Origin of the sequence: Pseudomonas sp. Pc102 (genome assembly GCF_018408275.1) — a bacterium.
Taxonomy (GTDB): Bacteria; Pseudomonadota; Gammaproteobacteria; order Pseudomonadales; family Pseudomonadaceae; genus Metapseudomonas; species Metapseudomonas tohonis.
This window is the reverse complement of sequence record NZ_AP021905.1, coordinates 1,682,767-1,707,555: the sequence shown is the minus strand read 5'-3', so window position 1 is coordinate 1,707,555 and position 24,789 is coordinate 1,682,767. Positions and strand designations below refer to the sequence as shown.

The 24,789-nt window shown below is 58.2% G+C and carries 19 protein-coding genes, 5 tRNA genes and 1 pseudogene; 5 read left to right on the top strand and 20 right to left on the bottom strand.

The features are described 5' to 3' along the window. Positions 1 to 9: 9 nt before the first annotated feature. The 7 genes and pseudogenes from PHLH3_RS08050 to PHLH3_RS08020 all read right to left on the bottom strand — a co-directional run bounded on the left by PHLH3_RS08050 (position 10) and on the right by PHLH3_RS08020 (position 3,877). A pseudogene (locus tag PHLH3_RS08050) lies at positions 10 to 548 on the bottom strand (TetR/AcrR family transcriptional regulator). 187 nt (positions 549 to 735) lie between these two features. After that, a tRNA-Glu gene (locus tag PHLH3_RS08045) sits at positions 736 to 811 on the bottom strand. 67 nt (positions 812 to 878) lie between these two features. Beyond that, positions 879 to 954: transfer RNA gene (locus PHLH3_RS08040), tRNA-Ala, on the bottom strand. Positions 955 to 1,003: 49 nt separating this feature from the next. Then, a tRNA-Glu gene (locus PHLH3_RS08035) sits at positions 1,004 to 1,079 on the bottom strand. A gap of 45 nt (positions 1,080 to 1,124) precedes the next feature. Beyond that, a tRNA-Ala gene (locus PHLH3_RS08030) sits at positions 1,125 to 1,200 on the bottom strand. Between the two features lie 246 nt (positions 1,201 to 1,446). Beyond that, a complete protein-coding gene (gltX, locus tag PHLH3_RS08025; RefSeq protein WP_213628832.1) occupies positions 1,447 to 2,931 on the bottom strand; it encodes a glutamate--tRNA ligase in 1,485 nt (494 codons plus the stop codon). A gap of 25 nt (positions 2,932 to 2,956) precedes the next feature. Beyond that, positions 2,957 to 3,877, bottom strand: a complete 921-nt coding sequence (locus PHLH3_RS08020; protein ID WP_173177147.1) for a LysR family transcriptional regulator — start codon at positions 3,875 to 3,877, stop codon at positions 2,957 to 2,959. A gap of 104 nt (positions 3,878 to 3,981) precedes the next feature. Between PHLH3_RS08020 and PHLH3_RS08015 the strand changes: the two genes are divergently transcribed. The 3 genes from PHLH3_RS08015 to PHLH3_RS08005 all read left to right on the top strand — a co-directional run bounded on the left by PHLH3_RS08015 (position 3,982) and on the right by PHLH3_RS08005 (position 7,516). After that, positions 3,982 to 5,019 carry an HlyD family secretion protein gene (locus tag PHLH3_RS08015; protein ID WP_213628831.1) on the top strand — a complete coding sequence of 346 codons (1,038 nt, stop codon included), beginning with the start codon at positions 3,982 to 3,984 and terminating at the stop codon, positions 5,017 to 5,019. A 62-nt stretch (positions 5,020 to 5,081) separates the two neighbouring features. Continuing rightward, a complete protein-coding gene (locus tag PHLH3_RS08010; protein ID WP_178082909.1) occupies positions 5,082 to 6,572 on the top strand; it encodes an MDR family MFS transporter in 1,491 nt (496 codons plus the stop codon). A 44-nt stretch (positions 6,573 to 6,616) separates the two neighbouring features. Next, complete coding sequence (locus PHLH3_RS08005) at positions 6,617 to 7,516, top strand: EamA family transporter (protein WP_213628830.1); 900 nt, start codon at positions 6,617 to 6,619, stop codon at positions 7,514 to 7,516. A gap of 48 nt (positions 7,517 to 7,564) precedes the next feature. On the opposite strand, the gene uvrB is transcribed toward PHLH3_RS08005, so the two are convergent. After that, complete coding sequence (uvrB, locus tag PHLH3_RS08000; protein ID WP_213628829.1) at positions 7,565 to 9,580, bottom strand: excinuclease ABC subunit UvrB; 2,016 nt, start codon at positions 9,578 to 9,580, stop codon at positions 7,565 to 7,567. A gap of 187 nt (positions 9,581 to 9,767) precedes the next feature. Between uvrB and PHLH3_RS07995 the strand changes: the two genes are divergently transcribed. Both PHLH3_RS07995 and PHLH3_RS07990 read left to right on the top strand, forming a co-directional pair. Next, positions 9,768 to 10,964 (top strand): amino acid aminotransferase, encoded by a 1,197-nt coding sequence (locus PHLH3_RS07995; RefSeq protein ID WP_213628828.1) that lies wholly within the window; start codon positions 9,768 to 9,770, stop codon positions 10,962 to 10,964. Positions 10,965 to 11,033: 69 nt separating this feature from the next. Continuing rightward, positions 11,034 to 11,109, top strand: a tRNA-Asn gene (locus PHLH3_RS07990). A gap of 307 nt (positions 11,110 to 11,416) precedes the next feature. On the opposite strand, the gene PHLH3_RS07985 is transcribed toward PHLH3_RS07990, so the two are convergent. From PHLH3_RS07985 to PHLH3_RS07930, 12 genes are all read right to left on the bottom strand, one after another. Then, entirely contained in the window at positions 11,417 to 11,734 is a 318-nt protein-coding gene (locus PHLH3_RS07985) for a ComEA family DNA-binding protein (RefSeq protein WP_213630461.1), read from the bottom strand. Between the two features lie 59 nt (positions 11,735 to 11,793). Next, positions 11,794 to 13,794: a nucleoside-diphosphate sugar epimerase/dehydratase gene (locus PHLH3_RS07980; protein WP_213628827.1), complete on the bottom strand. Its 2,001-nt coding sequence runs from the start codon at positions 13,792 to 13,794 to the stop codon at positions 11,794 to 11,796. A gap of 31 nt (positions 13,795 to 13,825) precedes the next feature. Then, positions 13,826 to 14,842, bottom strand: a complete 1,017-nt coding sequence (locus PHLH3_RS07975) for a glycosyltransferase family 4 protein (RefSeq protein ID WP_213628826.1) — start codon at positions 14,840 to 14,842, stop codon at positions 13,826 to 13,828. Next, positions 14,839 to 15,804: an SDR family oxidoreductase gene (locus tag PHLH3_RS07970; RefSeq protein ID WP_213628825.1), complete on the bottom strand. Its 966-nt coding sequence runs from the start codon at positions 15,802 to 15,804 to the stop codon at positions 14,839 to 14,841. Before PHLH3_RS07970 ends, PHLH3_RS07975 begins: the two co-directional genes overlap by 4 nt. Continuing rightward, positions 15,801 to 16,547, bottom strand: coding sequence for a hypothetical protein (locus tag PHLH3_RS07965; protein ID WP_213628824.1), 747 nt, complete (start codon positions 16,545 to 16,547; stop codon positions 15,801 to 15,803). Before PHLH3_RS07965 ends, PHLH3_RS07970 begins: the two co-directional genes overlap by 4 nt. A gap of 72 nt (positions 16,548 to 16,619) precedes the next feature. Further along, on the bottom strand, positions 16,620 to 17,345 hold the full coding sequence (locus tag PHLH3_RS07960; protein ID WP_213628823.1) for a glycosyltransferase family 2 protein: 726 nt from the start codon (positions 17,343 to 17,345) through the stop codon (positions 16,620 to 16,622). Then, a complete protein-coding gene (locus PHLH3_RS07955; protein WP_213628822.1) occupies positions 17,345 to 18,427 on the bottom strand; it encodes a glycosyltransferase family 4 protein in 1,083 nt (360 codons plus the stop codon). The genes PHLH3_RS07960 and PHLH3_RS07955 overlap by 1 nt, the downstream gene beginning before the upstream one ends. A gap of 52 nt (positions 18,428 to 18,479) precedes the next feature. Beyond that, positions 18,480 to 20,360, bottom strand: a complete 1,881-nt coding sequence (gene asnB, locus PHLH3_RS07950) for an asparagine synthase (glutamine-hydrolyzing) (protein WP_213628821.1) — start codon at positions 20,358 to 20,360, stop codon at positions 18,480 to 18,482. Between the two features lie 38 nt (positions 20,361 to 20,398). Further along, positions 20,399 to 21,850, bottom strand: coding sequence for an oligosaccharide flippase family protein (locus tag PHLH3_RS07945; protein WP_213628820.1), 1,452 nt, complete (start codon positions 21,848 to 21,850; stop codon positions 20,399 to 20,401). Beyond that, on the bottom strand, positions 21,843 to 23,162 hold the full coding sequence (locus PHLH3_RS07940; RefSeq protein ID WP_213628819.1) for a hypothetical protein: 1,320 nt from the start codon (positions 23,160 to 23,162) through the stop codon (positions 21,843 to 21,845). The genes PHLH3_RS07945 and PHLH3_RS07940 overlap by 8 nt, the downstream gene beginning before the upstream one ends. Beyond that, positions 23,159 to 23,674: an acyltransferase gene (locus PHLH3_RS30640; protein ID WP_213628818.1), complete on the bottom strand. Its 516-nt coding sequence runs from the start codon at positions 23,672 to 23,674 to the stop codon at positions 23,159 to 23,161. The genes PHLH3_RS07940 and PHLH3_RS30640 overlap by 4 nt, the downstream gene beginning before the upstream one ends. A gap of 8 nt (positions 23,675 to 23,682) precedes the next feature. Beyond that, the gene (locus tag PHLH3_RS07930) at positions 23,683 to 24,789 is read right to left on the bottom strand and encodes a DegT/DnrJ/EryC1/StrS family aminotransferase (RefSeq protein WP_213628817.1); all 1,107 of its coding nucleotides are present in this window, start codon (positions 24,787 to 24,789) and stop codon (positions 23,683 to 23,685) included.

The window sequence follows — 24,789 nt, the reverse complement described above, 5'->3', positions numbered from 1 at the left end:
TCGTTTCTCCTAGATCACCGCCGTACGGGCGGCACGCAGTATCCGGTCCGACAACTCGCCGGCGCCCAGGGCCGGGCAAGGGCCAGGCCGCCGACCATCAGGGCGATATCGGCCAGGGCCTTGTCGCCCTCCTCCGGCGTACCGGCCAGGTCGGCAGCGAGCAGTTCGAGGTGCTCGGCCAGCATCAGTTGGTAGGGTTCGGCATTGCGCGCCACTTCGCCGAGGGAGCCGGGAAGCGGGCAGCCACGATCCGTGCTGTCGCGATGCCTGCGTGAGAGGTAGAAGGCCGCCGCCAGAGAGCGCCGGTCCCGTGGTGCAAGTGCGGAATCGATCTGGCGCATCTGCTGGCGCCGTTCCCGCAGCAGCTCACCGAACGCCTCCGCCATCAAGGCTTCCTTGCTGTCGAAATGGGTATAGAAACCACCCACCGTGAGCCCGGCCGCCGCCATCACTTCGCTGACACTAGGCTCCAGCGGCCCCCGCGCGAACAGTGCCCTGCCCGCCTCGGCGAGAATGCGCTTGCGTGTCTGGGTGCGTTTGTCGCTCATGACGGCCTCCCGTGGAATGATGGATATAATATTATATCCATCATTCAATTTGGCAAGCCGATACACGTGCCACCCGTCGTGGGCCGGGATGCGAATGAATGAGGTAGGCGGATGTTCCGGAAGCGGAAAAACAAAAGGGCCACCCCATGACGGAATGACCCTTGAAAACCCCGCAGAGCGGGAAAAGTGGCGTCCCCTAGGGGACTCGAACCCCTGTTACCGCCGTGAAAGGGCGGTGTCCTAGGCCACTAGACGAAGGGGACTTTGAACCTTCGAAAAGCAAGGCCAGCCTTGCGGCTGGCCTTAATTCGATGCGCTGGGCATCTGGTTTGGTGGAGCTAGACGGGATCGAACCGTCGACCTCTTGCATGCCATGCAAGCGCTCTCCCAGCTGAGCTATAGCCCCGAAACCTTCTCGGTGCGCGACTGGCCTGGTGGCTGTCGCTGCTGGAAAGTGGCGTCCCCTAGGGGACTCGAACCCCTGTTACCGCCGTGAAAGGGCGGTGTCCTAGGCCACTAGACGAAGGGGACTTAACCTTCGTGGAACCGCAACCATCGCTGCGAATCCCGGCAATTTGGTGGAGCTAGACGGGATCGAACCGTCGACCTCTTGCATGCCATGCAAGCGCTCTCCCAGCTGAGCTATAGCCCCACGAACAACGCTGGAACATCTCACGTCGCTTTCGAGTTCGTCGTGAGAACGGGGCGCATACTAAGGGCGCCCCTGAAGGCTGTCAACAAAATTTTTCTGCGGGATCGAAAAATTTTCATCGCAAGAACAATCACTTACCGGATTCAGCGAGAAGCGCCCATGCTCCGCTCCCGCCGAGCCAACCCGCTTCCCTTCTCAAGAGACGAAAAGGCCCGCACGAGGCGGGCCTGCTGGAGGCGGGGCCACTCAGCCAGGAATGGCGTCGCGGATCTTTTCCCACTCCTTGGTTTCCTTCTTCGACGCACCGCCCAGGAGCTCCAGCGCCTGGCGCAGGCGGAAGCGCGTGAGGTCGGCGCCGAGCACTTCCATGGCGTCCAGCACGGAGACGGAGCTGGCCTGGCCGGTGATGGCCGGGAACATCAGGGGCATCACGTCACGCAGCTTGAGCTCTAGGTGTTCGGCGACGGCCTGGATGCAGGCGGTGATGCGGTCCTTCTCCCACTGGCGCAGCGATTCCAGCTTCCACAGCACCAGTTGCATGACCTGGCGAACCTGGTCGGGCGACAGTTTCTTGTGCTCGAACAGCTTGGCGTCCAGCGGCAGCGCGCCGGCGAAGAAGAAGCCGGCCAGCGGGGCGATCTGGCTGAAGGTCTCGACCCGGCCCTGCACGTGGGGGGCGATCTTCATCAGGTAGTCGGGATTGAGCGCCCACTTCTGCACCTCGGCGGCGAACCGCTCCACCGGCAGCTCGCGGATCCACTGGCCGTTGAGCCAGGAGAGCTTCTCCAGGTCGAAGATCGGCCCCCCCAGGGAAACGCGCGACAGGTCGAAGTGCTCGATCATCTCCGCCAGGGAGAACTTCTCGCGCTCGTCCGGCATCGACCAGCCCATGCGGCCGAGGTAGTTGAGCATCGCCTCGGGCAGGTAGCCCATGCGCTCGTAAAAGGTGATGGACGTCGGGTTCTTGCGCTTGGAGAGCTTGCTCTTGTCCGGGTTGCGCAGCAGCGGCATGTAGCAGAGCACCGGCTGCTCCCAGCCGAAGTACTCGTACAGCTTGATCAGCTTCGGCGCCGAGGGCAGCCACTCTTCACCGCGCAGCACATGGGTGATGCCCATGAGGTGGTCATCGACCACGTTGGCGAGGAAGTAGGTCGGCAGGCCATCGGTCTTCATCAGCACCTGCATGTCCATGCGATCCCACGGGATCTCGACATTGCCGCGGAGCATGTCCGGCACCACGCAGACGCCCTCGGTGGGCATCTTCATACGCACGACATGAGGCTCGCCGGCGGCGATGCGCGTGTCCGCTTCCTCGCGGCTCAGGTCGATGCAGTGGCCGTCGTAGCGCGGGGTTTCCTTGCGCTCGGTCTGCTCGGCGCGCAGCTTGTCCAGGCGCTCGGCGGTGCAGAAGCAGGGGAAGGCATGGCCCTTGTCCACCAGTTCCTGGGAATACTTCTTGTAGATCTCGCCGCGCTCGCTCTGCCGATAGGGGCCGTGGGGGCCACCGACATCGGGGCCCTCGTCCCACTCGATGCCCAGCCAGCGCAGGGCGTCGAAGATCTGCTGCTCCGACTCGCGGGTGGAGCGGAGCTGGTCGGTGTCCTCGATGCGCAGGATGAACTGGCCACCGTGCTGACGGGCGAAGCAGAGGTTGAACAGGGCTATATAGGCGGTGCCGACGTGCGGGTCGCCAGTGGGCGACGGCGCGATGCGGGTACGGACAGTGGTCATGGCGGGTCCTGGTACGGAGGAACGGTCAAAGGCGCGATGTTAGCAGGGGCGCAGCTGCGGGCTCCAGCCACTGGCTGCGATCGATCGGCAGGCTGGCCATGAGGAAATCGAGGAAGGCCTTCACCTTCATCGCCTGGAAGCGCCGGGAAGGATAGACGGCGTAGATCACGCCGCTGGGCAACTGCACGCCGGGCAGCAGCTCGACCAGCTCGCCGCGGCGCACCGCGTCCTCGGTGATCATCAGCGGCAGCGAGGCGATGCCCGCCCCGCCCAGCACGGCCTCGCGGGCGAAGGTGATGTTGTTGCAGTGCAGCACGCGCTGGCAGGGCACGCTTTCATCGAGCAGCGGCCAGTAGCGCTGCGGGTCCTGGGGCAAGAGCACCGCGCGGTGCTCGGCCAGGGCCTGGACATCGAGCGGCGTGCCGTGGGCCGCCAGGTAAGCGGGGCTGGCGCAGAGACGGCGGCCATTCTCGAACAGCTTGCGGGCGATCAGGGTGGAATCCTGTGGCTGGCCGACCATGATGGCGATGTCGACGCCCTCCTCCAGCGGGTCCACGTCCCGCGAGGTGATCTCCACTTCAGCGGTGATCTGTGGGTACTGGCTCATGAAGTCGCCCAGCACCCTGCCGAGGAACAACTGGCCGAACTCGATGGGCGCGGTGATGCGCAACAGGCCGGAGGGCTCCTGCTGCAGCTGCATGACCGCCTGCTCGGCCTCGGCGAAGTCGACCATGATCTGCCGGCAGCGCTCGTAATAGGCCTGGCCGACCTCGGTCAGCCGCAGCTTGCGCGTCGTGCGGTTGAGCAGGCGCACGCCAAGGCGCTCCTCCAGCAGGGCGATGCGCCGGCTGACCGTGGATTTCTGCATGCCCAGGCTATGGGCGGCCTGGGTGAAGCTGTGCAACTCCACCACCCGGGTGAAGATCAGGGCGTCATCCAGACCCATTATTGTTCCCCATAAGCAACAAAGTTTATGAAGTGTACTGGCTATTTGCCTGACTGGAACAGTGCTAGATTTCCGCCTTTCCGCCCGCACTTCGAGCACCTGGAATGCCTGCCAAACTGCAACGTCGCCTGTTCGTTTTCATCGCCCTGCTGGTCCTCGTCGTGGGCGGTTTCTTCCTGCACTGGCTGCTGGTCGGGCGCTTCCTGGAAACCACTGACAACGCCTATGTCCAGGGCGAGATCACCCGGGTCTCCAGCCAGCTCGGCGCGCGTATAGAAGAAGTGCTGGTGGGCGACAACCAGCATGTGAAGAAAGGCGACCTGCTGGTACGCCTGGAGGCCGAGGACTTCAAGCTGGCCCTGCAACGCGCGCAGGCCACCCTGGCCACTCGCGAGGCGGAGCTGGCCCAGTCACGCAGCAAACTCACCCAGCAGGACAGCATGATCGCCGCCAGCGAGGCCGACGTTGCCGCCAGCCAGGCGACCCTGGGCCGCACCCAGATCGACCTGTCCCGCGCACAGACCCTGCGCAAGCCGGGCTATGTCTCCGAGGAACGCGTCACCACGCTGTCCGCCGACTCCCGCGTGGCCCGTTCCCAGGTGGCCCGCGCCGAGGCCGACCTCAAGGCCCAGCGCGTGCAGACCGATGCGCTGCGTGCCGACGTGAAGCGCCTGGAAGCGCAGATCGCCAATGCCCGCGCCGATATCGCCCAGGCCGAGCTGAACCTGGCGCGCACCGAGATCCGCGCGCCCATCGACGGCATGGTCGGCCAGCGCGCCGCGCGCAACGGCCAGTACGTGCAGGTCGGCGCCCACCTGATGTCGCTGGTCCCGGACCAGGACATCTGGGTCCAGGCCAACTTCAAGGAAACCCAGATCGAGCACATGCAGCCTGGGCAAAAGGCCGAACTGGTGTTCGACAGCTTCCCCAATACGCCCATCGAGGCGAAGGTCGAAAGCCTGTTCGCCGCGTCCGGCGCCCAGTTCAGCCTGCTGCCACCGGACAACGCCACCGGCAACTTCACCAAGGTGGTGCAGCGCATCCCGGTGAAGCTGACCTTCGAGCGCGACAACCCGCTCAAGGGCCGCATCCGCCCCGGCATGTCGGTGCTGGTGAAAGTCTCGATCAAGCTGGATGACTGACGGTGGCCGGTGACGCCCTGATCCGCCCGACCGGCGAGCCCAGCCGGCGCGACTGGATCGCCGTGATGAGCGCCATGCTCGGCGCCTTCATGGCGGTGCTGGACATCCAGATCACCAACTCCTCGCTGAAGGACATCCAGGGCGCGCTCTCCGCCACCCTTGAGGAAGGCTCGTGGATCTCCACGTCCTACCTGGTGGCGGAGATCATCATGATCCCGCTCACCGCCTGGCTGGTGCAGGTGCTCTCGGCGCGACGCCTGGCGGTCTGGGTCTCCCTCGGTTTCCTCGCGTCCTCCCTGCTCTGCTCCATGGCCTGGAGCCTTGAAAGCATGATCGTGTTCCGCGCCATGCAGGGCTTCACCGGCGGCGCGCTGATCCCCCTGGCCTTCACCCTGACCCTGATCAAGCTGCCCGAGCACCACCGGGCCAAGGGCATGGCGCTGTTCGCCATCACCGCCACCTTCGCGCCCTCCATCGGCCCGACCCTGGGCGGCTGGCTGACGGAGAACTTCGGCTGGGAATACATCTTCTACATCAACGTGCCCCCGGGCCTGCTGATGATCGCCGGGCTGATGTACGGCCTGGAGAAGAAGGCGCCTCACTGGGAACTGCTGAAGAGCACGGACTACGCCGGCATCCTCACCCTTGGCCTGGGGCTGGGCTGCCTGCAGGTATTCCTCGAGGAAGGCCATCGCAAGGACTGGCTGGAGTCGCAGCTCATCGTCGGCCTGGGCAGCATCGCCCTGGTGAGCCTGGTCCTCTTCGTCATCCTGCAGACCTCGCGGCCCAACCCGCTGATCAACCTGGGCATCCTCAAGAACCGCAACTTCGGCCTGTCGAGCATCTCCAGCGTCGGCCTGGGCATGGGGCTCTACGGTTCGATCTACGTGCTGCCGCTGTACCTGGCGCAGATCCAGGGCTACAACGCGCTGCAGATCGGCGAGGTGATCATGTGGATGGGGGTGCCGCAGCTGTTCCTCATCCCGCTGGTGCCCAAGCTGATGAAGATCATCTCGCCGAAGCTGCTCTGCGCCCTGGGCTTCGGCCTGTTCGGCGCCGCCAGCTTCGCCTCCGGGGTGCTCAACCCCGACTTCGCCGGCCCGCAGTTCAACCAGATCCAGATCATCCGCGCCTTGGGCCAGCCGCTGGTGATGGTGACCATCTCGCTGATCGCCACGGCCTACATCCTGCCGCAGGATGCGGGGTCGGCCTCCAGCCTGTTCAACATCCTGCGCAACCTCGGCGGCGCCATCGGCATCGCCCTGCTCGCCACCCTGCTGGACAGCCGCGCCAAGGTGTATTTCGACTACCTGCGCGAGTCGCTGGTACCGAGCAACCCGCAGGTGGCCGAGCGCCTGGCCCTGCTTGGCGAGAAGCTCGGCAGCGACCAGGCGGCATTGGCCAAGCTCAGCGAGATCGCCCATCAGCAGGCGGCGATCATGGCGTACAATGACGCCTTCCATTTCATCGGCATCGCACTCGGCATCAGCATGATCGCCGTGCTGCTGACCCGTTCCCTGCCCGCCGGCGCCACCGGCGGCGCCGCTCACTAACCCCGCGCACCGCCTGGAGCGGCGCGTTCCGCTCCAGGCTTCGCATGTCCAGCATCAACCCGAGAACCCGCGCCCTCCTCCTCGTCGGCGCCTTCGCCCTCATCTACATCGGCTGGGGCACCACCTACCTGGCCAATCATTTCCTGCTGCGCGAGCAGCCACCGTTCGTCATCGCCACGCTGCGCTTCCTCTTCGCCGGCCTGCTGGCCCTAGCCTGGGTGCTGTTGCGTGGCCAGGCCAAGGTGCAGCGCAGCGACCTGGGCAGCGCCTTCATCGGCGGAGTGATGCTGATCGCCGTCGGCCAGGGCGCCCTGATCTATGCCAACCAGTACCTGCCGACCGGCATGCTTGCGATGCTCTACACCACGCTGCCACTGTGGAGCGTGGCTCTGGAATGGCTGCTGGACGAGCGCCCGCCGCTCTGGGTGCTCTGCGGGTTGGCGGTGGCCAGCGGCGGCATCCTGCTGCTGATGGGCAACGGCCTGGGCGAGGACCCGGGTTTCGAGCAGTGGTTCGCCGGCGCGCTGGTGGTGACGGCCACGCTGCTCTGGGCCGTCGGCGCCTGGCTGCTGCGCAAGCGCGGGCCGTTCCGCTCCAGCTGGATGGGGCTGGCCATGCAGATGCTGATCGGTACTGCGCTGCTGGCCGGCTTCGGCCTGTGGCGCGGAGACTGGCAGGGCTTCGAACTGGGGCACCTGTCCCCGGGCGGCTGGCTGTGGCTGGCCTACCTGGTGCTGCCGGTGAGTCTCGGCGTCTACCCCGCCTACTTCTGGCTGCTGCGCGAAGTGCGTCCGAGCCTGGTATCGACCTTCGCCTTCGTCAACCCGGTGGTGGCGCTCCTGCTGGGCTACCTGATCCTCGACGAGCGCCTGAGCGTCACGGCGCTGCTGGCCTGCCTGGCAACCCTGGGCGGGGTGATGATGATCATCTTCGGACGCCGCTGAAAAACGACGCCGTGATGGAAAAAGGGCGCCTGATGGCGCCCTTTCCATTCACACCTGCAGCAGCCTGTCACGGAGCTTCTGGATCTCGTCACGCAGCTGCGCGGCAGCCTCGAACTCCAGGTCGCGGGCCAACTGGTACATCTTCTCCTCCATCTGGCGGATGCGCTTGGTGATCTCGCTCGGCGAGCGCAGCTCCGCCTCGTAGCGGGCGCTTTCCTCCGCCGCCTTGGCCATCGCCTTGCGCTTGTTGCTGCGCGAGCCCGGCACGGTGGCACCTTCGAGGATGTCCTGGACGTCCTTCTGCACGCCCTTGGGAACGATGCCGTTGGCTTCGTTGAAGGCGATCTGCTTGTTGCGGCGACGCTCGGTCTCGTCGATGGCGCGCTGCATCGAGCCGGTGACGTTGTCGGCGTAGAGGATGGCCTTGCCATGCAGGTTGCGCGCGGCCCGACCGATGGTCTGGATCAGCGAGCGCTCGGAACGCAGGAAGCCCTCCTTGTCGGCGTCGAGGATGGCCACCAGCGAAACCTCGGGCATATCCAGGCCCTCGCGCAGCAGGTTGATGCCCACCAGCACGTCGAAGGCGCCGATGCGCAGGTCACGGATGATCTCCACCCGCTCCACCGTGTCGATATCCGAGTGCAGGTAGCGCACCCGAACGTCATGGTCGGACAGGTAGTCGGTGAGGTCCTCGGCCATGCGCTTGGTCAGGGTGGTGACCAGCACGCGCTGTTCGACGGCGACACGCTTGCGGATCTCCGACAGCAGGTCGTCGACTTGCGTCGTGGCCGGACGCACCTCGATCTCCGGGTCTACCAGGCCGGTCGGACGCACCACCTGTTCGACGACGCGCCCGGCATGCTCGGCCTCGTAGGGCCCAGGCGTCGCGGAAACGAAGATGGTCTGCGGGCTGACCGCCTCCCATTCGTCGAAGCGCATGGGCCGGTTGTCCAGCGCCGACGGCAGACGGAAGCCGTACTCCACCAGGTTTTCCTTGCGCGAACGGTCGCCCTTGAACATCGCCCCGACCTGCGGAACGCTGACGTGGGATTCGTCGATCACCAACAGCGAGTTCGCCGGCAGGTAGTCGTAGAGAGTGGGCGGCGCCTGGCCGGGCTCACGACCGGAAAGATAGCGGGAGTAGTTCTCGATGCCGTTGCAATAGCCCAGTTCGAGGATCATCTCCAGGTCGAAACGGGTGCGCTGCTCCAGGCGCTGGGCCTCTACGAGCTTGTTGTTGCTGCGCAGGTAGTCGAGGCGCTCCTTGAGCTCTTCCTTGATCTTCTCCACCGCACCGAGGATCACCTCACGCGGCGTCACATAGTGGCTCTTGGGGTAGAAGGTGAAGCGCGGCAGCTTGCGGATCACCTCGCCGGTCAGTGGATCGAAGGCGGAAAGACTCTCCACCTCGTCGTCGAACAACTCGACGCGGATCGCCTCCAGATCGGACTCCGCCGGGAAGATGTCGATCACATCACCCCTGACACGGAAGGTGGCGCGGGCGAAGTCCATGTCGTTGCGGGTGTACTGCAGGTCGGCCAAGCGGCGCAGCAGCGCGCGTTGGTCGATCTTGTCGCCCCGGTCCAGGTGCAGAACCATGCGCAGGTACGACTGGGGATCGCCCAGGCCGTAGATCGACGAAACCGTGGCGACGATGATCGCGTCGGAGCGCTCCAGCAGGGCCTTGGTCGCCGACAGGCGCATCTGCTCGATGTGGTCGTTGATCGATGCGTCCTTCTCGATATAGGTGTCCGAGGACGGTACGTAGGCTTCGGGCTGGTAATAGTCGTAGTAGGAGACGAAATACTCGACGGAATTGTTCGGGAAGAAGGCCTTGAACTCGCCATAGAGCTGGGCGGCCAGCGTCTTGTTCGGCGCCAGCACGAGCGTCGGACGCTGCACCTGGGAGATGACATTGGCGATGCTGAAGGTCTTGCCCGAACCGGTCACCCCCAGCAGCGTCTGGTGCGACAGACCGGCTTCCAGGCCCTCGACCAACTGACGGATGGCCTCAGGTTGGTCGCCGGCCGGCTGGAAGCGGGTGACAAGTTGAAACTCTGACATGTCTGACCTCGGCAAAAGGATGTGACACCCGCCCGCGGGCAGCGTCAAACCAGGCGAAAAGCTAGCGTACGATGTCGCCGCACGCGACCTTGGCCGCTATAATACCGGCCCGATTGCGCAACCCCAATGCACGATGCTCGCGGGGTTGCCAGGCCTCCAACTTCCCCTCCTCTCGAGCAGCCGCATCATGAGTCTGTTTTCTGCCGTCGAAATGGCTCCGCGCGACCCGATCCTGGGCCTTAACGAAGCATTCAACGCCGATCCCCGCCCGACCAAGGTCAACCTTGGCGTGGGCGTCTACTACAACGAACAGGGCCGTATCCCGCTGCTGCGCGCCGTTGCCGAGGCCGAGAAGGCCCGCATCGAAGCCCACGCACCGCGTGGCTACCTGCCGATCGAAGGCATCGCCGCCTACGACCAGGCCGTGCAGAAGCTGCTGTTCGGTACCGACTCGGCGCTGATTGCCGACGGCCGCATCATCACCACCCAGGCGGTCGGCGGCACAGGGGCCCTGAAGACCGGTGCCGACTTCCTCAAGCGCTTGCTGCCCGATGCCGTTGTCGCCATCAGCGACCCGAGCTGGGAAAACCACCGGGCGCTGTTCGAGTCCGCCGGTTTCCCGGTGCAGAACTACCGCTATTACGACGCCGCCACCCATGGCGTGAATCGTGCCGGCATGCTCGAAGACCTCAAGGCCCTTCCTCCTCGTTCGATCGTCGTGATGCACGCCTGTTGCCACAACCCGACGGGCGTCGACCTGAACCTCGATGACTGGAAAGCCGTACTGGAAGTGCTGCGCGAGCGCGAGCACATTCCCTTCCTCGACATCGCCTACCAAGGCTTCGGTGACGGTATAGAAGAAGACGCGGAAGCGGTGCGCCTGTTCGCACAATCGGGCCTGAACTTCTTCGTCTCCAGTTCCTTCTCCAAGTCGTTCTCGCTCTACGGCGAGCGCGTTGGCGCCCTGTCCATCGTCACTGGCTCCAGCGACGAAGCCAGCCGAGTACTCTCGCAGGCCAAGCGCGTGATCCGTACCAACTACTCCAACCCGCCGACCCACGGCGCCACGGTAGTGGCATCGGTGCTCAACAGCCCCGAGCTTCGCGCCCTGTGGGAAGAGGAGTTGGGCGAGATGCGCCAGCGCATCCGCAGCATGCGCCTGGCGATGGTCGAGCAACTGGCCGCCTTCGGCGCCAAGCGCGACTTCAGCTTCGTCGCCCGCCAGCGCGGCATGTTCTCCTACTCCGGCCTCACCGCCGAGCAGGTCGAGCGCCTGAAGAACGAGTTCGGCATCTACGCCGTCAGCACCGGGCGCATCTGCGTCGCCGCACTGAACAACGGCAACCTGGAAAGCGTGACCCGCGCCATCACCCAGGTACTGTGAAAAAAGCGGGAGAAGCTCAAGCCAGGTGCTTGACTTCTCCTTCTTAATCAGTAGGATACGCGTCGTTGTTCCGCGATAGCTCAGTCGGTAGAGCAAATGACTGTTAATCATTGGGTCCCTGGTTCGAGTCCAGGTCGCGGAGCCAAATTCAAAGCCCTCGGCATATGCCGGGGGCTTTTTCGTTTCAGCACCCTGACTCTCACCAGGGACTTCGTCCCCGGTTATTTGGGACCTTCGGCCCACACCCCCTTCATGGCCGCGCTGAAGCGCGTTCGGCTTTGCCGTCGAGTTCAGGTCGCGGAGCCAATTCAAAACCCTCGGCGCATGGCAGGGCTAATGTACACAAGGCTTCGCTGTCGAAAGCTGCCGTGACCCAAAGCCTCGTTAGCGGCGGATCAAAGGCACAAAAAAGCCGACTATAAAGCCGGCTTTCCTCCTTTGGCCATCAGCGCTTATTCGACGCTAAGCCTGTCGCGGTTGGCCTCAAGAGTCTTGGCGCCAATTCCCTTGACCTGCAGCAGATCGTCTACGGATGAGAATGCACCATTGGCTTCGCGATACTCCACGATTGCCTTGGCCTTCAACTCACCAACTCCGACCATCGCCCCCTGCAACGCAGCAGCATCGGCCTTGTTGATATCCACCTTTTTTACGACCTGTTCGGTAGCAACCTTCGTCGGCTCGCTCTTGGATGGCGTCTCCGCAGCAATGGCGGACCCGGTAAAACCGAGGAAGACGAACAACAGGGAAAGAATCCGTACGAGGATCATCACTTAAATCTCCATGTGACTAGCTTGAGGTGCGGTACTCCTAAACCCGCCGAGCCAAGCTAGCCCCTGGAGAGAGGCGGCTCAATTCCACGCTGTTGATGGATCCAGTCAACGATTTCCTCATCGGGAGAGTATCCGTTTACAGTCTCACGTAGGATCTGGCGCACCGTCTTGTAATCGTCCTGTTCAACCGCTTCAAGCAGACGCTCGATGACAGTCTTGAAAGCCTCCCAAGGCAGATGCTCTTCATTCGCCCTCATGATCATCGGGTGATCGGTCGGACTGACGTTCTCGCCAATCAGCAACTCTTCGTACAGCTTCTCGCCCGGACGCAGTCCTGTGAACTCGATAGCGATATCGCCATTTGGATTGTCTTCACTACGAACGCTGAGCCCCGAGAGATGGATCATCTTTTCCGCCAACTCGGCAATCTTGACGGGCTGCCCCATGTCCAATACGAAGACATCCCCACCCTGCCCCATCGAGCCGGCCTGGATGACAAGCTGAGCAGCTTCCGGGATGGTCATGAAGTAGCGAGTGATATTGGGATGAGTGACGGTGACCGGGCCGCCCCGCTTGATTTGCTCACGAAACAACGGAATCACCGAGCCGGACGACCCCAGCACGTTACCGAAACGGACCATGGTGAAGCGGGTCTTGTTGACCTGGTTTACTCCGGCCTTTTCTCCATGGAGTACAGGCGCCTCCTCGCGACTCAAGGCCTGCAACACCATCTCGGCCAAGCGCTTGGTGCTGCCCATCACGTTGGTTGGACGCACGGCTTTATCAGTTGAAATCAGAACGAAGTGCTCAACTCCGGCCTGGATAGCAGCCTGAGCGGTGTTCAGGCTACCGATAACATTATTGAGTACACCCTCCGCAATGTTGTGCTCAACAAGGGGGACATGCTTATAGGCGGCCGCATGGTAGACGGTATCCACTTTCCATGTGCGCATCACATCAAGCAACCGATCGCTGTTACGTATCGAGCCCAGAATCGGCAACAAACGCACAGGCAGGCTATGAGAGCGAACACGTCGCTCCAACTCCGAGTGGATGCTGTAGAGGTTGAATTCGCTGTGCTCGAAAAGAATCAACGTCTCGGGATTACAGTTGAGAATCTGCCGACAGAGCTCGGAGCCAATAGAACCACCTGCACCAGTGACTATCACTATCCGGCCACGAATACAGCGCTCGAACAAGTCAGCTCGGGGAGGGACCGAGTCACGCCCAAGCAAATCGGCGATATCCACTTCTTGCAGGTCACTGACACTGACACGACCACTGGCTAGATCCATGAATCCAGGAACAGTGCGGACATGAACTGGGTAACGCTCCAACGACGTAAGAATCTCGCGGCGGCGCTGACGAGTAGCAGATGGGATGGCGAGAAGTACCTCGCGAGTAGCGGTCTGCGAAATCATCGAGGGAATGCCTGCTGGCTTGTATACCTTGAGACCAGCAATGACGCGATCCGCCAAATTCTCGTCATCATCGATGAAAGCAACGGGACGCATCGCTTTACCCATGCGTAATGCGGCTGCCAACTGATTTCCTGCTGAGCCCGCACCATAGATCGCCACTTTGGGTAGGCGATCATCCGAAAGGAAGGAGAAATCCGAGAAGAAGCTACCGGCGAAGTACTGACGCATAAGCAGGCGCAGGCCACCGATAAAAAATAGGCACAGCCACCAATAGATGAAGATGACCGAGCGTGGCATCAACTCATCTGGACGAACCAAGTAAATCACCACCGCCAAAATAAGAGTGGATAGACTGACCGCATTGAATATCGTAAGTAATGCGCTGGAGCCGAAATAACGAAGTACCGCGCGGTAAAGGCCGAAATTGATAAAAAGAGGGACAGCTGTAAAAGGGGCGATTAGAAATAGCCAGGAATACTCTGCAAAGGGGTTGATGAACCCCTCGGAGCCCAACCTGATGGCAAATGACAGCCAGAGGGCAATCCAGATGAGCAGAATATCAACGACTACCTGCATGGCCCGCTTACGCTGGCGAGAAAGACCCAAAAGATGCGCCCTCATATCTAGATGCACCATGCGCCCTCCCAAACAGGACTGAAAATAGCCATTACGCACTCCTCTCCTTTCCTGCCTGATACTTGATACACAACAGAACCAGAGGTACGTAAGCCAACACCAGCCCCACGAGTTCATTTAAGCTACCGGTGCCAACCAGCAAAGCCAGAGGCAATAGCCAGATGAGGTTGATGACCAGCACTGCCAGGGTTACAGGCAGATGGCGGCCATAGAGACGGGAAGCATATTGATAGGCGTGGCTTCGGTGCGCCTCATATGGCTTCTCGCCATTCAGTAATCGGCGAATGAGCGTGAAAGTCGCGTCCGCGATGAACACGCCAAGAAGGATCAACCACCCCCAGAAGAAATGCATATCCAGCCATGCTGCCTGGATCGTCAATAGTCCGAGTGTGATGCCTAGAAAACCACTGCCCGCATCTCCCATGAATATCCTTGCAGGAGGGAAGTTCCAAAACAAAAAACCAACAACCGAGAAGGCAACACAAAGCGGAAGGAATGGAAGCGTCGGTGACGCAGCAAACCATATCAGCAGCGCCCCACCACCACATGCACAAACAGCCTCTACACTGGCAATACCATCGATACCATCCATGAAGTTGTACAGATTCAACATCCATACGAGATAGAAAACCGCTAGTAGATGACCTATCCAGCCCAAGTCAAGTTCTACTCCCATTATTGTCAGGGGCGGAAATCCTCCCAGCCAGAATAGAGCCCACGCCGCCGCCGCAAAATGCCCAAGCAGACGCCATCTAGCCGCAATGTGACCATGATCATCGAGAAAGCCTAATAGAGCGGTGCTGACTCCAGCCCCCATGAAGGCAAAAAAGACTGACCACTCGATCAAACCCACTATCAAAAGAGCGCACAGGGAGATAAGGAAACAGAGCACAACAGCTACCCCCCCTCCCCGCGGAGTCGGCAACTTATGCGAGCTCCTTTCGTTCGGAACATCCATGAGGCTGCGGGAAAGCGCGTATCGACGCATGACCCCCGTCAGCAGGAAGGCTGCCAGGGTCAGAAAAGGGAGAAGGAGCAGAAAAGTCATGAAACCCGCTGTTCGATAAGATGCTTAGCAGTTTCGTTCAGGGCATCCTGAACCTTGCAGGGAGGCGCCCACTCGAGCAGGCGCTTTGTTTTTTGGATATCGACCTGAAGAGAATCGCACAAGCGCTGCGCCATGCCCCGTCGACCCAGAATCGTCGCAGCCCATATAATCAATTTCGCGGGTATCGGAATCAGACGTGCTGGTTCACCTAGGGCCTCGCCCAGTCGGAAAAGCAGTGTAGTTGTAGACATGTCATCGTCATCGCTGACAAGGAAGGTCTCGCCCTTTGCGCCGGGGTGGTCAATACACCGGATGATCAAATCAACCAGATTGAACACGGCGACAAGGCTACGCGAATTATCAACCCTCCCCAACGGCAATGGGAGCCCTTTCTGCAGCCAGCGCATCAGTGTCAGAAAGTTGGCCCCGACGCCGGGGCCATATACGAGAGGAGGCCTGATAATAACGAGCTCCATCCCGGTTTCGCGTGCAAGTCTCTGCAGCCCCTCCTCCGCCAACAATTTGGACCGCGCGTAAGCATCGCCTGGCGCAGGCAGGTCATCCGCAGTAAACGGGCAATTGGCTCGGGTCTGTTCACCGTTGACCTTGATCGAGCTGATAAAAATGAAACGGCGAACCCCCATGGCAGCAGCCTGCTTGGCCAGATTGAGACTGCCCTGGACGTTAACTCGATCAAACATCTTCTCGGACTGGTCACCAGACTCCCCCATGATGTGCACTCGCGCAGCACAATGCACCACGACATCAACGCCTTGAAGCAGTTCAGTCCACTCTGTATCGGGCCCTAGATCCGCGACGCCCCTTACGTCCGGAAAGCTGCACGCTGCTGCCTGAGCCTCTCGAACTACGGCACGTACAGAGTAATGTCCTTCAGATACGAGCCGAGACATCAAAGCGCTCCCAACGAAGCCATTTGCGCCCGTAACCATACAACGCGTCATTGAACCCCCTCTATCTGACGCTTTGGGATAGCCCCGGCAAAATAGAACCGGAACAAATACCTGAGCAAACTACGCAAATACCAACTGAAGTGCTTGGAAAAAAAATATCGGTTCTGGAAAGCGCCGGCGTGGATGGCCTTGACTTTCGGCAAATAAAGCAAGCGGGCTGATTCCTGCCTGCGAGCCCTCAAACAAAGGTCTACATCCTCGAAGTACATGAAATAGCGCTCATCGAATCCGCGCAACGCAGTATAGAGCGCAGGTTTTATGATGAGAAAAGAGCCAGCCGCCCAGTCACAATAAACCGGAGAGTCATAAATCTCTCGATTGATCAACGAGCCACGCCCGATCTTGAGAAAGCGAGCAACATAATCAGAAAGCCGGGGAAAGAAGCGAACGCTAGGATCAAGCTCCGACATCTCAGGGTTTCGAAATAGATTTATGGACGCCAATGAAGGCCTGTAGAGCAAGAGCTCCTCGTGCAACAACAGTAGTCCGTCCCTGCTGATCTTCACATCGGGGTTGCAGCAGATGAAATAGTCTTCATCCCGCACGGAGAAATGCTCCGCCAAGAGACGAAAACCACGGTTATTATTGGCACCAAAACCGCAAGGCGCGTCCAAAGGCGACGCGTACAAAATTGAATGACTCTCGCAGTACCCTCTAAGAGCCGCTTCCCCAAGGTTATCGACTACACATACGGCTATTGAATCGAGCCCCAAGAACGCGGGCAATGAATCCATAACGAGATCCGCATGCCCATGGGACACAATACAAACGTATAGCTTCAAGCAAACCTCCAAGAACAATGCACTCTACCTTCGCTCCCGCCTGGCCCGAAGAGCAGCCGGCGCGCGCGAAATCAGAGCGACGATCAAACCAAGCCGCCATCGGATGCGTGTGGAAAGGTCTATTGTAGAAATTTGAGCCGTGCTGGACTGATTGGCATCGTGACGCCTGTAAAGCAGGCCCGGTTGCTGAAAAAAATAAACGCGCCCATACAATTCCGCCACGAGCCCCAACCACCAGTCATGCATAGGAATGTTGACAGGAAATGGCAGCGCCAGTTCGAGAATGCGCTTTCGGAATGCCATGCAGCAGCCTTGATAAGAGTTGCTAACCAGATTCTTCAGCAACCCAGGGCCGGAGTTATTAAGCAAATAGAATGAAGGGGCGATCAAGCCTAGATCACGGTCGACAACGGTACAGTCGCACACGACAAGATCATGGTCACGAAGGTAGGACACGACACTTTCCAGTCGCCCTGGAAGCCACACATCATCCTGATCAGAAAGAATTATAATGTCGCCATGTGCGTGGAGAAGCGCATTCTGGAAGTTGGCGATCAACCCCTGACGAGGCCCTTGCAGCAACCTGATCCGGGGGTCATTGAATCCATGGATCTTTTCAAGAGTACCGTCACTCGACCCATCATCCGAGACAATGACTTCGTCCTCAGGCGATAACTGCGCGAGGATAGAAGACACCTGCTCAGAGATATAAGCCTCTCCATTGTAAGAGGCTAGGCATACGCTGATCATTACGCTGAACGCTCTCTTCGAAGTACGTCCTCTAGAAAGGAAATCCGCTGCATTTCGAGAACATCACTACCCACAAATTTCTTCGCAGACTCCGGTGGCACAACGTAGTCACGATTCTCAAGGCAAAACGCACGTAACGCATCCCTTACCTCAACAAACTCACCTTGCATGTCGGCCTGCAAGACCCAAGCCGGGCTACAATCCAAGAACGCAGTATCAGAATACCCGATGAACACTGGAAAACCTGCGGCAATGTACTCTCTGACTTTCAGGGGACAAGCTTCCTGCATTCCATTTTTATAAAGAGAAAGAGAACCAATGCAGATATGACTTCGCCTCATGATCTCTCGGTATCGCTCGACACCAAGATAACCATGAAAGAACAGATTAGATCTATCCACACCTGAATAACCCACCACATTGAAATCAAACTCAGGCAGCGCCTCAGCCAAGCGTTCGATATGCTCAACCCCGTGCCAAGGCTGGCCTGGCGTCCCAATGAAGAACAGGCCGATACGTCCTGGCCCAAGATCCTTCATGGGCTCATATTGCTCCAGATCAATGCTGTTCGGAACAACGAATATCGGTTTAGAGTACTTCGAGAAATCAGGTGAAACAGCAAGCTCGCGCGTAACGCTAACCATCCCTCGGACGCGAGAAAGAATGAGCCCCCTGAAAAAACGGTAGACATAATAACGCAAGCGAGAACGCAACGTTCGCTCAAGGCGAGCCAAAAGGCGAAACTCATTTACATCATGTGAGTTTAACTCAGTCACACAAATATAATCATTGAGAACTTTATGCAACGTACGACTAAAGCTTATATACCGAAAATAGACAACATCAGGAGAGAACTCTCTTACATCATCTAGAAGTGATTCATTCTGCCTCAGAGCCGAGGAGAAATCACCTTTTCGCAAATACTGCCGCCCAGACAATATGGACTCACCAAGCCGAGGGGTTGTACAAAAAACCTCGACATCGTGCCCTTGCCCTCTCCAGGCTTTTATTTGTGATGCCACCTTTTTTATCACCCCATCATTAGAGGTGGCATCATGAAAAACCAAATATGCAATCTTCACTAAAACAGGCTCCAATACGAGTCAAGCAGAGCGCCAGTCAGTGCACTCATGATTACTGACTTAGAGAATACCATCGGCAGAAATTGATCCAACGCCACACCTGCGGAGTATATGGCTGCTGCCCAGCAACAATGGATTCGAATGCTTTTCTCAGCTGCATCTGATCCAGGAATGGCAACTCAAGGTCTTCGCTCAACCAACCACGAATAGTGTCTGCCATTGGCAACAGCCATTGCCGTTCAGGCGTTGCAAAACCTATTTTGTCGCGACGATCCAAGACCTCGTCAGGGACGATACCGCGCAATGCGGCACGCAATAACCTCTTTGTTTCTCCTTGAGGAGAAATAAGGTATTCCTCGGGCAACGAGAGCAAGGACTGAGCAAGGTCTGGGGTTAGAAACGGCACCCGGCTTTCCACTGAGAAACGCATGGAGTTTCGATCACCATGACGCAGCAAGGCAGGAAGCCCTTTCTTCGTCAAAGCAAGCGCCAACTCACCAGCCAAACGACGCCCCGCTATTGCACCACCAGCCTGCTGGCGTGGGTATTGCGTGAGAACCCCTTGCTCTACCAGATACTTGGCATTGATCCACTGCGGAGTACCGCTAGATCCTTTTAGGCTACGGAGACTCTCATACAGGTAGTCTGGAGCGATCTCGCCCATAACCTGCTTGATGCCCATCCCCCAGGAGCGCCCTGGCCACCGTGTCCAGCTTGCGAGGAAACTCCAGGCCCGTCCGTACTCCCCTCGCTCAAGCATGCTTCTCACGCGGTGCCCCGGATAGCCCTCGTATCCGGCCAGCATCTCGTCTGCGCCTTGCCCATCCAGCGTGACTGTTACTTCATTCTCCATCGCCGAGCGGAAGACACGGTACTGGGCGTAAATACTCGTGCTTCCGAAAGGCTCTCCCTGGGTACGAATCATGTCGTCCAGGTCACTTGCCAACTCGTCCTGGCTCACCGTGATCTTATGAGCCGTAGCACCGACATATTGATTTATATGGTCAACCCACTGCTCTTCTGAGAGCGGGGTGCCCTTGGCAATGTAGCTGAACGTATTGATAGGTAGATCGGGCTCGACATGCCGCATGGCGCAAACAACGGCAGAGGAATCAAGCCCTCCAGAAAGGGCGGCCCCGAGCGGAACATCGCTGCGCAGATGAAGCCTGATGCTCTGAAGGAACTCCTCGCGGAAACGCTCCGCCGCCTGGTCAAAGCTCAGGTCAGTTCGTTCTGTGACAGAAGGCAGCCACCAGCGTTTCGGGGAGGCAAGAGCGCCTGAAGAGAAATCGAACTCCAAGAGGTGACCAGGCTCGAGCTGCAATACCCCATCAACGAAAGTACGTGCATTGCTGTCGTAGTCGTTGTGGACCAGATAGTCGTAGGCACGTTGCAAGTCCAGCCCCATACGACGCCCAGTCAGCGCCTTAACGGCCGAAATTTCCGAGGCGAAGGCAAAGCTCTCAGGGGTGGAGGTATAGAAAAATGGCTTGATGCCGAACGCATCACGAACGCAAGTCAGCTTTCCTGAACGTTTTTCATATACAGCGAACGCAAACATGCCAACCAATCGCGTCAAACAGGAACGCCCCCACTGCCGCCAAGCAGCTAGAAGCACTTCCGTATCAGAGTTGGAGACAAAAACATGGCCACATGCGGAAAGCTCCGCCCGCAACTCGCGATAGTTATATATCTCACCATTGAACACGATCGATGCACTGCCGTCCGGCGCGTGCATCGGCTGATGCCCCCCGGCGGTCAGGTCGATGATCGAAAGACGCGTATGTCCGAGACCAAAGGTGCCGCGTTCAAGGGCATACAGCATATGGCCACTGTCATTGGGTCCTCGGCGACGCATAGACCACAGCGCCTGAGAAAAGCCCTCATCCAGACCTGAAGCATTCGCCCACCAGCCACCAGCAATACCGCACATGGTTTATATGTTCCCTATGGCCTGCACTCGCTCCGCGCCTATGCACGCATTAAAAGTCGTCGCAGTCGAATGGCCAATGAATGAATGTCGGAAAATGATAGAAGTCGAGTCACGACCATGGCAATGAGCAAGCCAACGAACAGCAAGAGCTTGAGCAGCAACGCCGTCCACAGGCCGCTCTCGGAGTGATCGATGTATCTGCCAAGAAACGCACAAAGAATAAACACCAGCACCGATGCCAAGCTCGAGTACGAAGCGTAGGGAACTGAATAAAGGGTTTGGCTGACCATCAGCCAAGCCAGGAAGAAGACGGCCGAAGACAGCAAGGTTGCCAATGCTGCACCCAAAGCCCCTAACGGTGGGACAAGAAGCCAGTTTGCGGCCAGCCCGACCAATGCTGCACCCAGGGTAATCCAAAGTTGCCAACGTGTTTTCTTCGCGATGGCAATGCCCGGAGCAAATATATACATCTGTGACAGCAAGAGTGCCGGCGCCAACACCATCACCAACGGAGCAGCGCCCAGATAGTCTGGGGACGCGAATAGAATCAACAATTCTTTTGCAAACAAACCAAGAAAAAGACAACTGCTCAATGACAAGGCAAAGAACCAAGAGAACAGCCTGGCTATCTGCCGAGGCGTTTCAGGCTCTTTGAAGTGCTGATATATCAGAGGAGTAAGAGCCGCCTGCACCCCCAGTACCAGCAAGGAAATCAGACCCGCGATTCGGTTGCCAATGCCGAAAATACCTATATCGTGCAGCGCTCCAAAGTAGCCCAGGAAAAAACGATTGATATAGAGGCTTACAAAAACGGCAACGCCGGCCGGCACCAAGGGTATGGAAAACGTCAGTATGGCTTTCAGGAGGCCACGGTCGAACAACAAACCGAACGTTCCACGCAACAACCACAGGCTCAAAAGAGTAGCGCCACCCGCTGAAACCAGTTGCGCAAGAATGACACCGTTCAAACCCAGATCGAACAACAAGCAAAAAATAACGGAAAAAATCAACGTACCTGAAGCAAAAAGAAAACTGACCAATGCATACGACTTGCTACGTAACTCCCAACGAAACTGATTGAGCAGCAGGTAGAAAATACCATTGACCGCAATGAAACCAATGGCAATCCTGAATGACGTCAAATAGTGTTCATTCCCTATGAGCCAACGGTTCAACCAGGGCGCAAAAACCTCTCCAGCTGTCAGAAAAACACCATACATCATGGCAGTGAACCAGAATGTCGTACTGGCGAGCCGACGTCGCTCATCAGGCTCACGGGTATCGGCCCAATGGCGGGCCAGCCCTTGTGATACCTCAAGCGCGACTACAAGATTGGCCAAGGCGCCTAGGGTTACCAGAAGATCATAGGCGCCATAGTCACCGGGGGATAAAACCCGTGTGTAAAGGGGAAGAAGGAATATTGCCAGCCCCTTCGATAGAAGCGATGCCAGGCCATATACCAGACTGTCGCGCAGCGCGGCCTTAAGCATTGGCGGGTATCGATGCTGAAAAAGCTATCAAGCCTTGCTCCAGCAAGGGCTTATCCGTGACCTGTAATGCTTCTGCACCGAAATGCTCTAACAGCAACGCAACCCTGTGAGCAACGCTCGCCTGGGAAAGCCCACACCCTTGAAAATATTGCACGCTCCCAGGAGACAGCCACCACTCTTCAGGCACATCATCATTCAGTAGACGCAAATAGCGCGTAGCCACAGCAGAAGAACTCCATCGCTCACTGACAAAACGCCTGGCGCGCTCACCGAGTGCTTTACGAAAGGGTGCATCGACGATGAGTCGCTCTATAGCGGCTTCCAGCTGCTCAGGAACGATGTATAGGCTTGGAGGCAATTCAGCCCCACTCAAAACACAATCAACCTGCTCGGAAAAGTAGCCGCCAACTACGGCGGGCTTTCCAAAGAAAGCTGCCTCTGTCGCGAAGACAGCCAAAGGGGTATCCGAATACAACTGGTCCACCACAAAATCGCAGGTAGCAAGCTCCTTGAGTACAACCTCATTGGGCATCTTTTCAATCTTGATCAGATCAATAGGGTGCCCCTTGCTTATAAGTCGATCAATGGTTTCCAGAATAATGGCCGTGCCTTTAAGAACAGGATGGGATGGGCTGTGTAGAATGCGAATCCGTCCTGAACTGGAGCACTCCGCAGGCGGCAGGTCAACTGGCATAAACTTGGGGATTCCCAAGGAAAACCAGTTTATGTATGGGCGCTCATGAAAATGTGCAGTGGAAGGCGAGTTGACTAGGTAGTCAGCATAACGCTCCTGTAACCTCAGCCTTTTCTTGCTACTCAGCGACAGGCGCATAAGTTGAACTGCTGCCGCACTACCACTTTCAGGAAACGCGTGCATACCATCCATATAAGGAGGCCTGGTATCGCTGCCGACATAAATAAATATGATTTTTCTGGACAGGCGGCTCAACAACCAGAGCTCGAATGACGAGCTGGTTATTGTCTGGCCGTACAGAAAGATGAAGGCATCATACTTGAACGCTGCGCGAGCAAGAATCAACCAACTCCAAAGACTGTGCACAGCCACCAGAGCGAGCTTTCGTACTATGCGCGATCGGGGAGTGCTATTGCGTAACGCCCCGATATATCGCCAAAACCGATAGAACCAAGGAGGAACATCACGCCCATAATTGAACGGGTGAGGAATCGAAAGCCTTACGCTCGCAGATGCACCCAGCGCGTTAAGCCCACTGGCAAGCCCCTCCGCGATACCGGCAATCTCCACAGGCCCCAAGAAGACATGTAATTTTTTTTTATGGCTCAAACTACTCACGCCCGCCCAACCACCCTGCATGGGGTACCGAATGCCTTGCAGCCAGACGGAATATCCTTCAAGACCAGACTATTTGCACCTATAACCACACCATCGCCAATGGTCACGCCTTTCACAATCACGACATTAGGGCCGATATAGCAATTGGAGCCTATTAGAGTGGGCGCCAACTCAATGGGAGCCTGACCTCCCGACAGGGAGCGCTCGACCGTATCGTGCGTATAAATCTGTACACCAGCAGAAATTGAGCAATGGGAGCCGATGCTCAAGCCTCCTCCAGATCCATCGAGAACAGTAAATGGCCCGATCCAGGTGTGCTCGCCAACCTTCACATCACCCAGGATAAGACTGCTGTCATAGACAGAAGTCCCCTCACCGAACCCTAACTCCCGTGCCTTCTCCCAACGATCAACTATGTAGTCCCCGAACGGAAGCGTACGCTTGAATCGCTCATGAACCTCACGTCGACGTGACACCCAGAACTTCTTGAGGTCCCTTAGCAATGACTCCATCTCAATGATCAACCTAGAACCGCGTTCAAGGCAGTGCAGACCTTCTGCACATCATCGGTACTCATCTGCTCGAACAAGGGTAGCGCCAAGCCGCTTGCATACAGTTGTGGCCCAACTGTGCTATTCCCTGTCTGATCGCCATAAATCCCAATCACACTCAAGCTCTGAGCCCCGAGATTTGACTCCACACCATGCTCACGCAATGCAGCTATCACGTCGCTACGCACGAAAGAAGGGCTCAGCACCACCATAAAGGTCTGCCAACTATGCCCATCATCCCAAACAGGACAAGTCAACAATCCTTGCTCCACAAGCGGAGCCAAGTTACTCAAGTAGCCCTTTGCCAAATCACGACGGGCCTGGATCCATTCATCAAGATGTGGCAACTGCTGGCGGCCAAGAGCAGCTTGAAAGTTGGTCAGGCGATAGTTTGTAGCCGGCTCGAAAAACTGCATGCCGGATGGAGTCCGTTCCATGCCATGGTTGCGTAACCGTCGCATACGAGCGGCCAATTCAGGATGACAGGTTGCAATAGCTCCCCCCTCCCCGGTCGTCAGCGTTTTTCGGGGATGGAAAGAAAAACAACCGATATCAGCCAGGTTGCCAGCCTTACCGCCGGCATAAGTTGCCCCCAAGGCACAGGCCGCATCTTCAATCACAGCCAACCCATGAGCCTCCGCGATTCGATTGATCGACTCCATGTCTGCAGGAAATCCAAACTCATGCACCGGCATAATTGCGCGCAAACGCTCCGGACCTTTCCAGCCACTAACAAGGGACTCAAGGGCGTCACTATCCAGCGTATAGGTTTCAGGTCGTACATCGACAATAACGGGCCTGGCTCCTGTCAATGCAATGACATTGGCTGTAGCAGGAAATGTGAAATCGGGAACGATGACAGCATCTCCCTGCCCAATATCAAGAGCCATCAATGCCACATGAAGTGCAGAAGTGCCGGATGACACAAGAATTACATCACCACAACCGAGGTACTCAGCAAGCTCTTTCTCGAAAGTCTCACATTCCTGACCATGAACCAATTGACCAGAACGCAACACTTCTACGACAGCTGCAATTGCAGCGTCATCAATATTGGGTTGGGAAAGCTTAAGCAT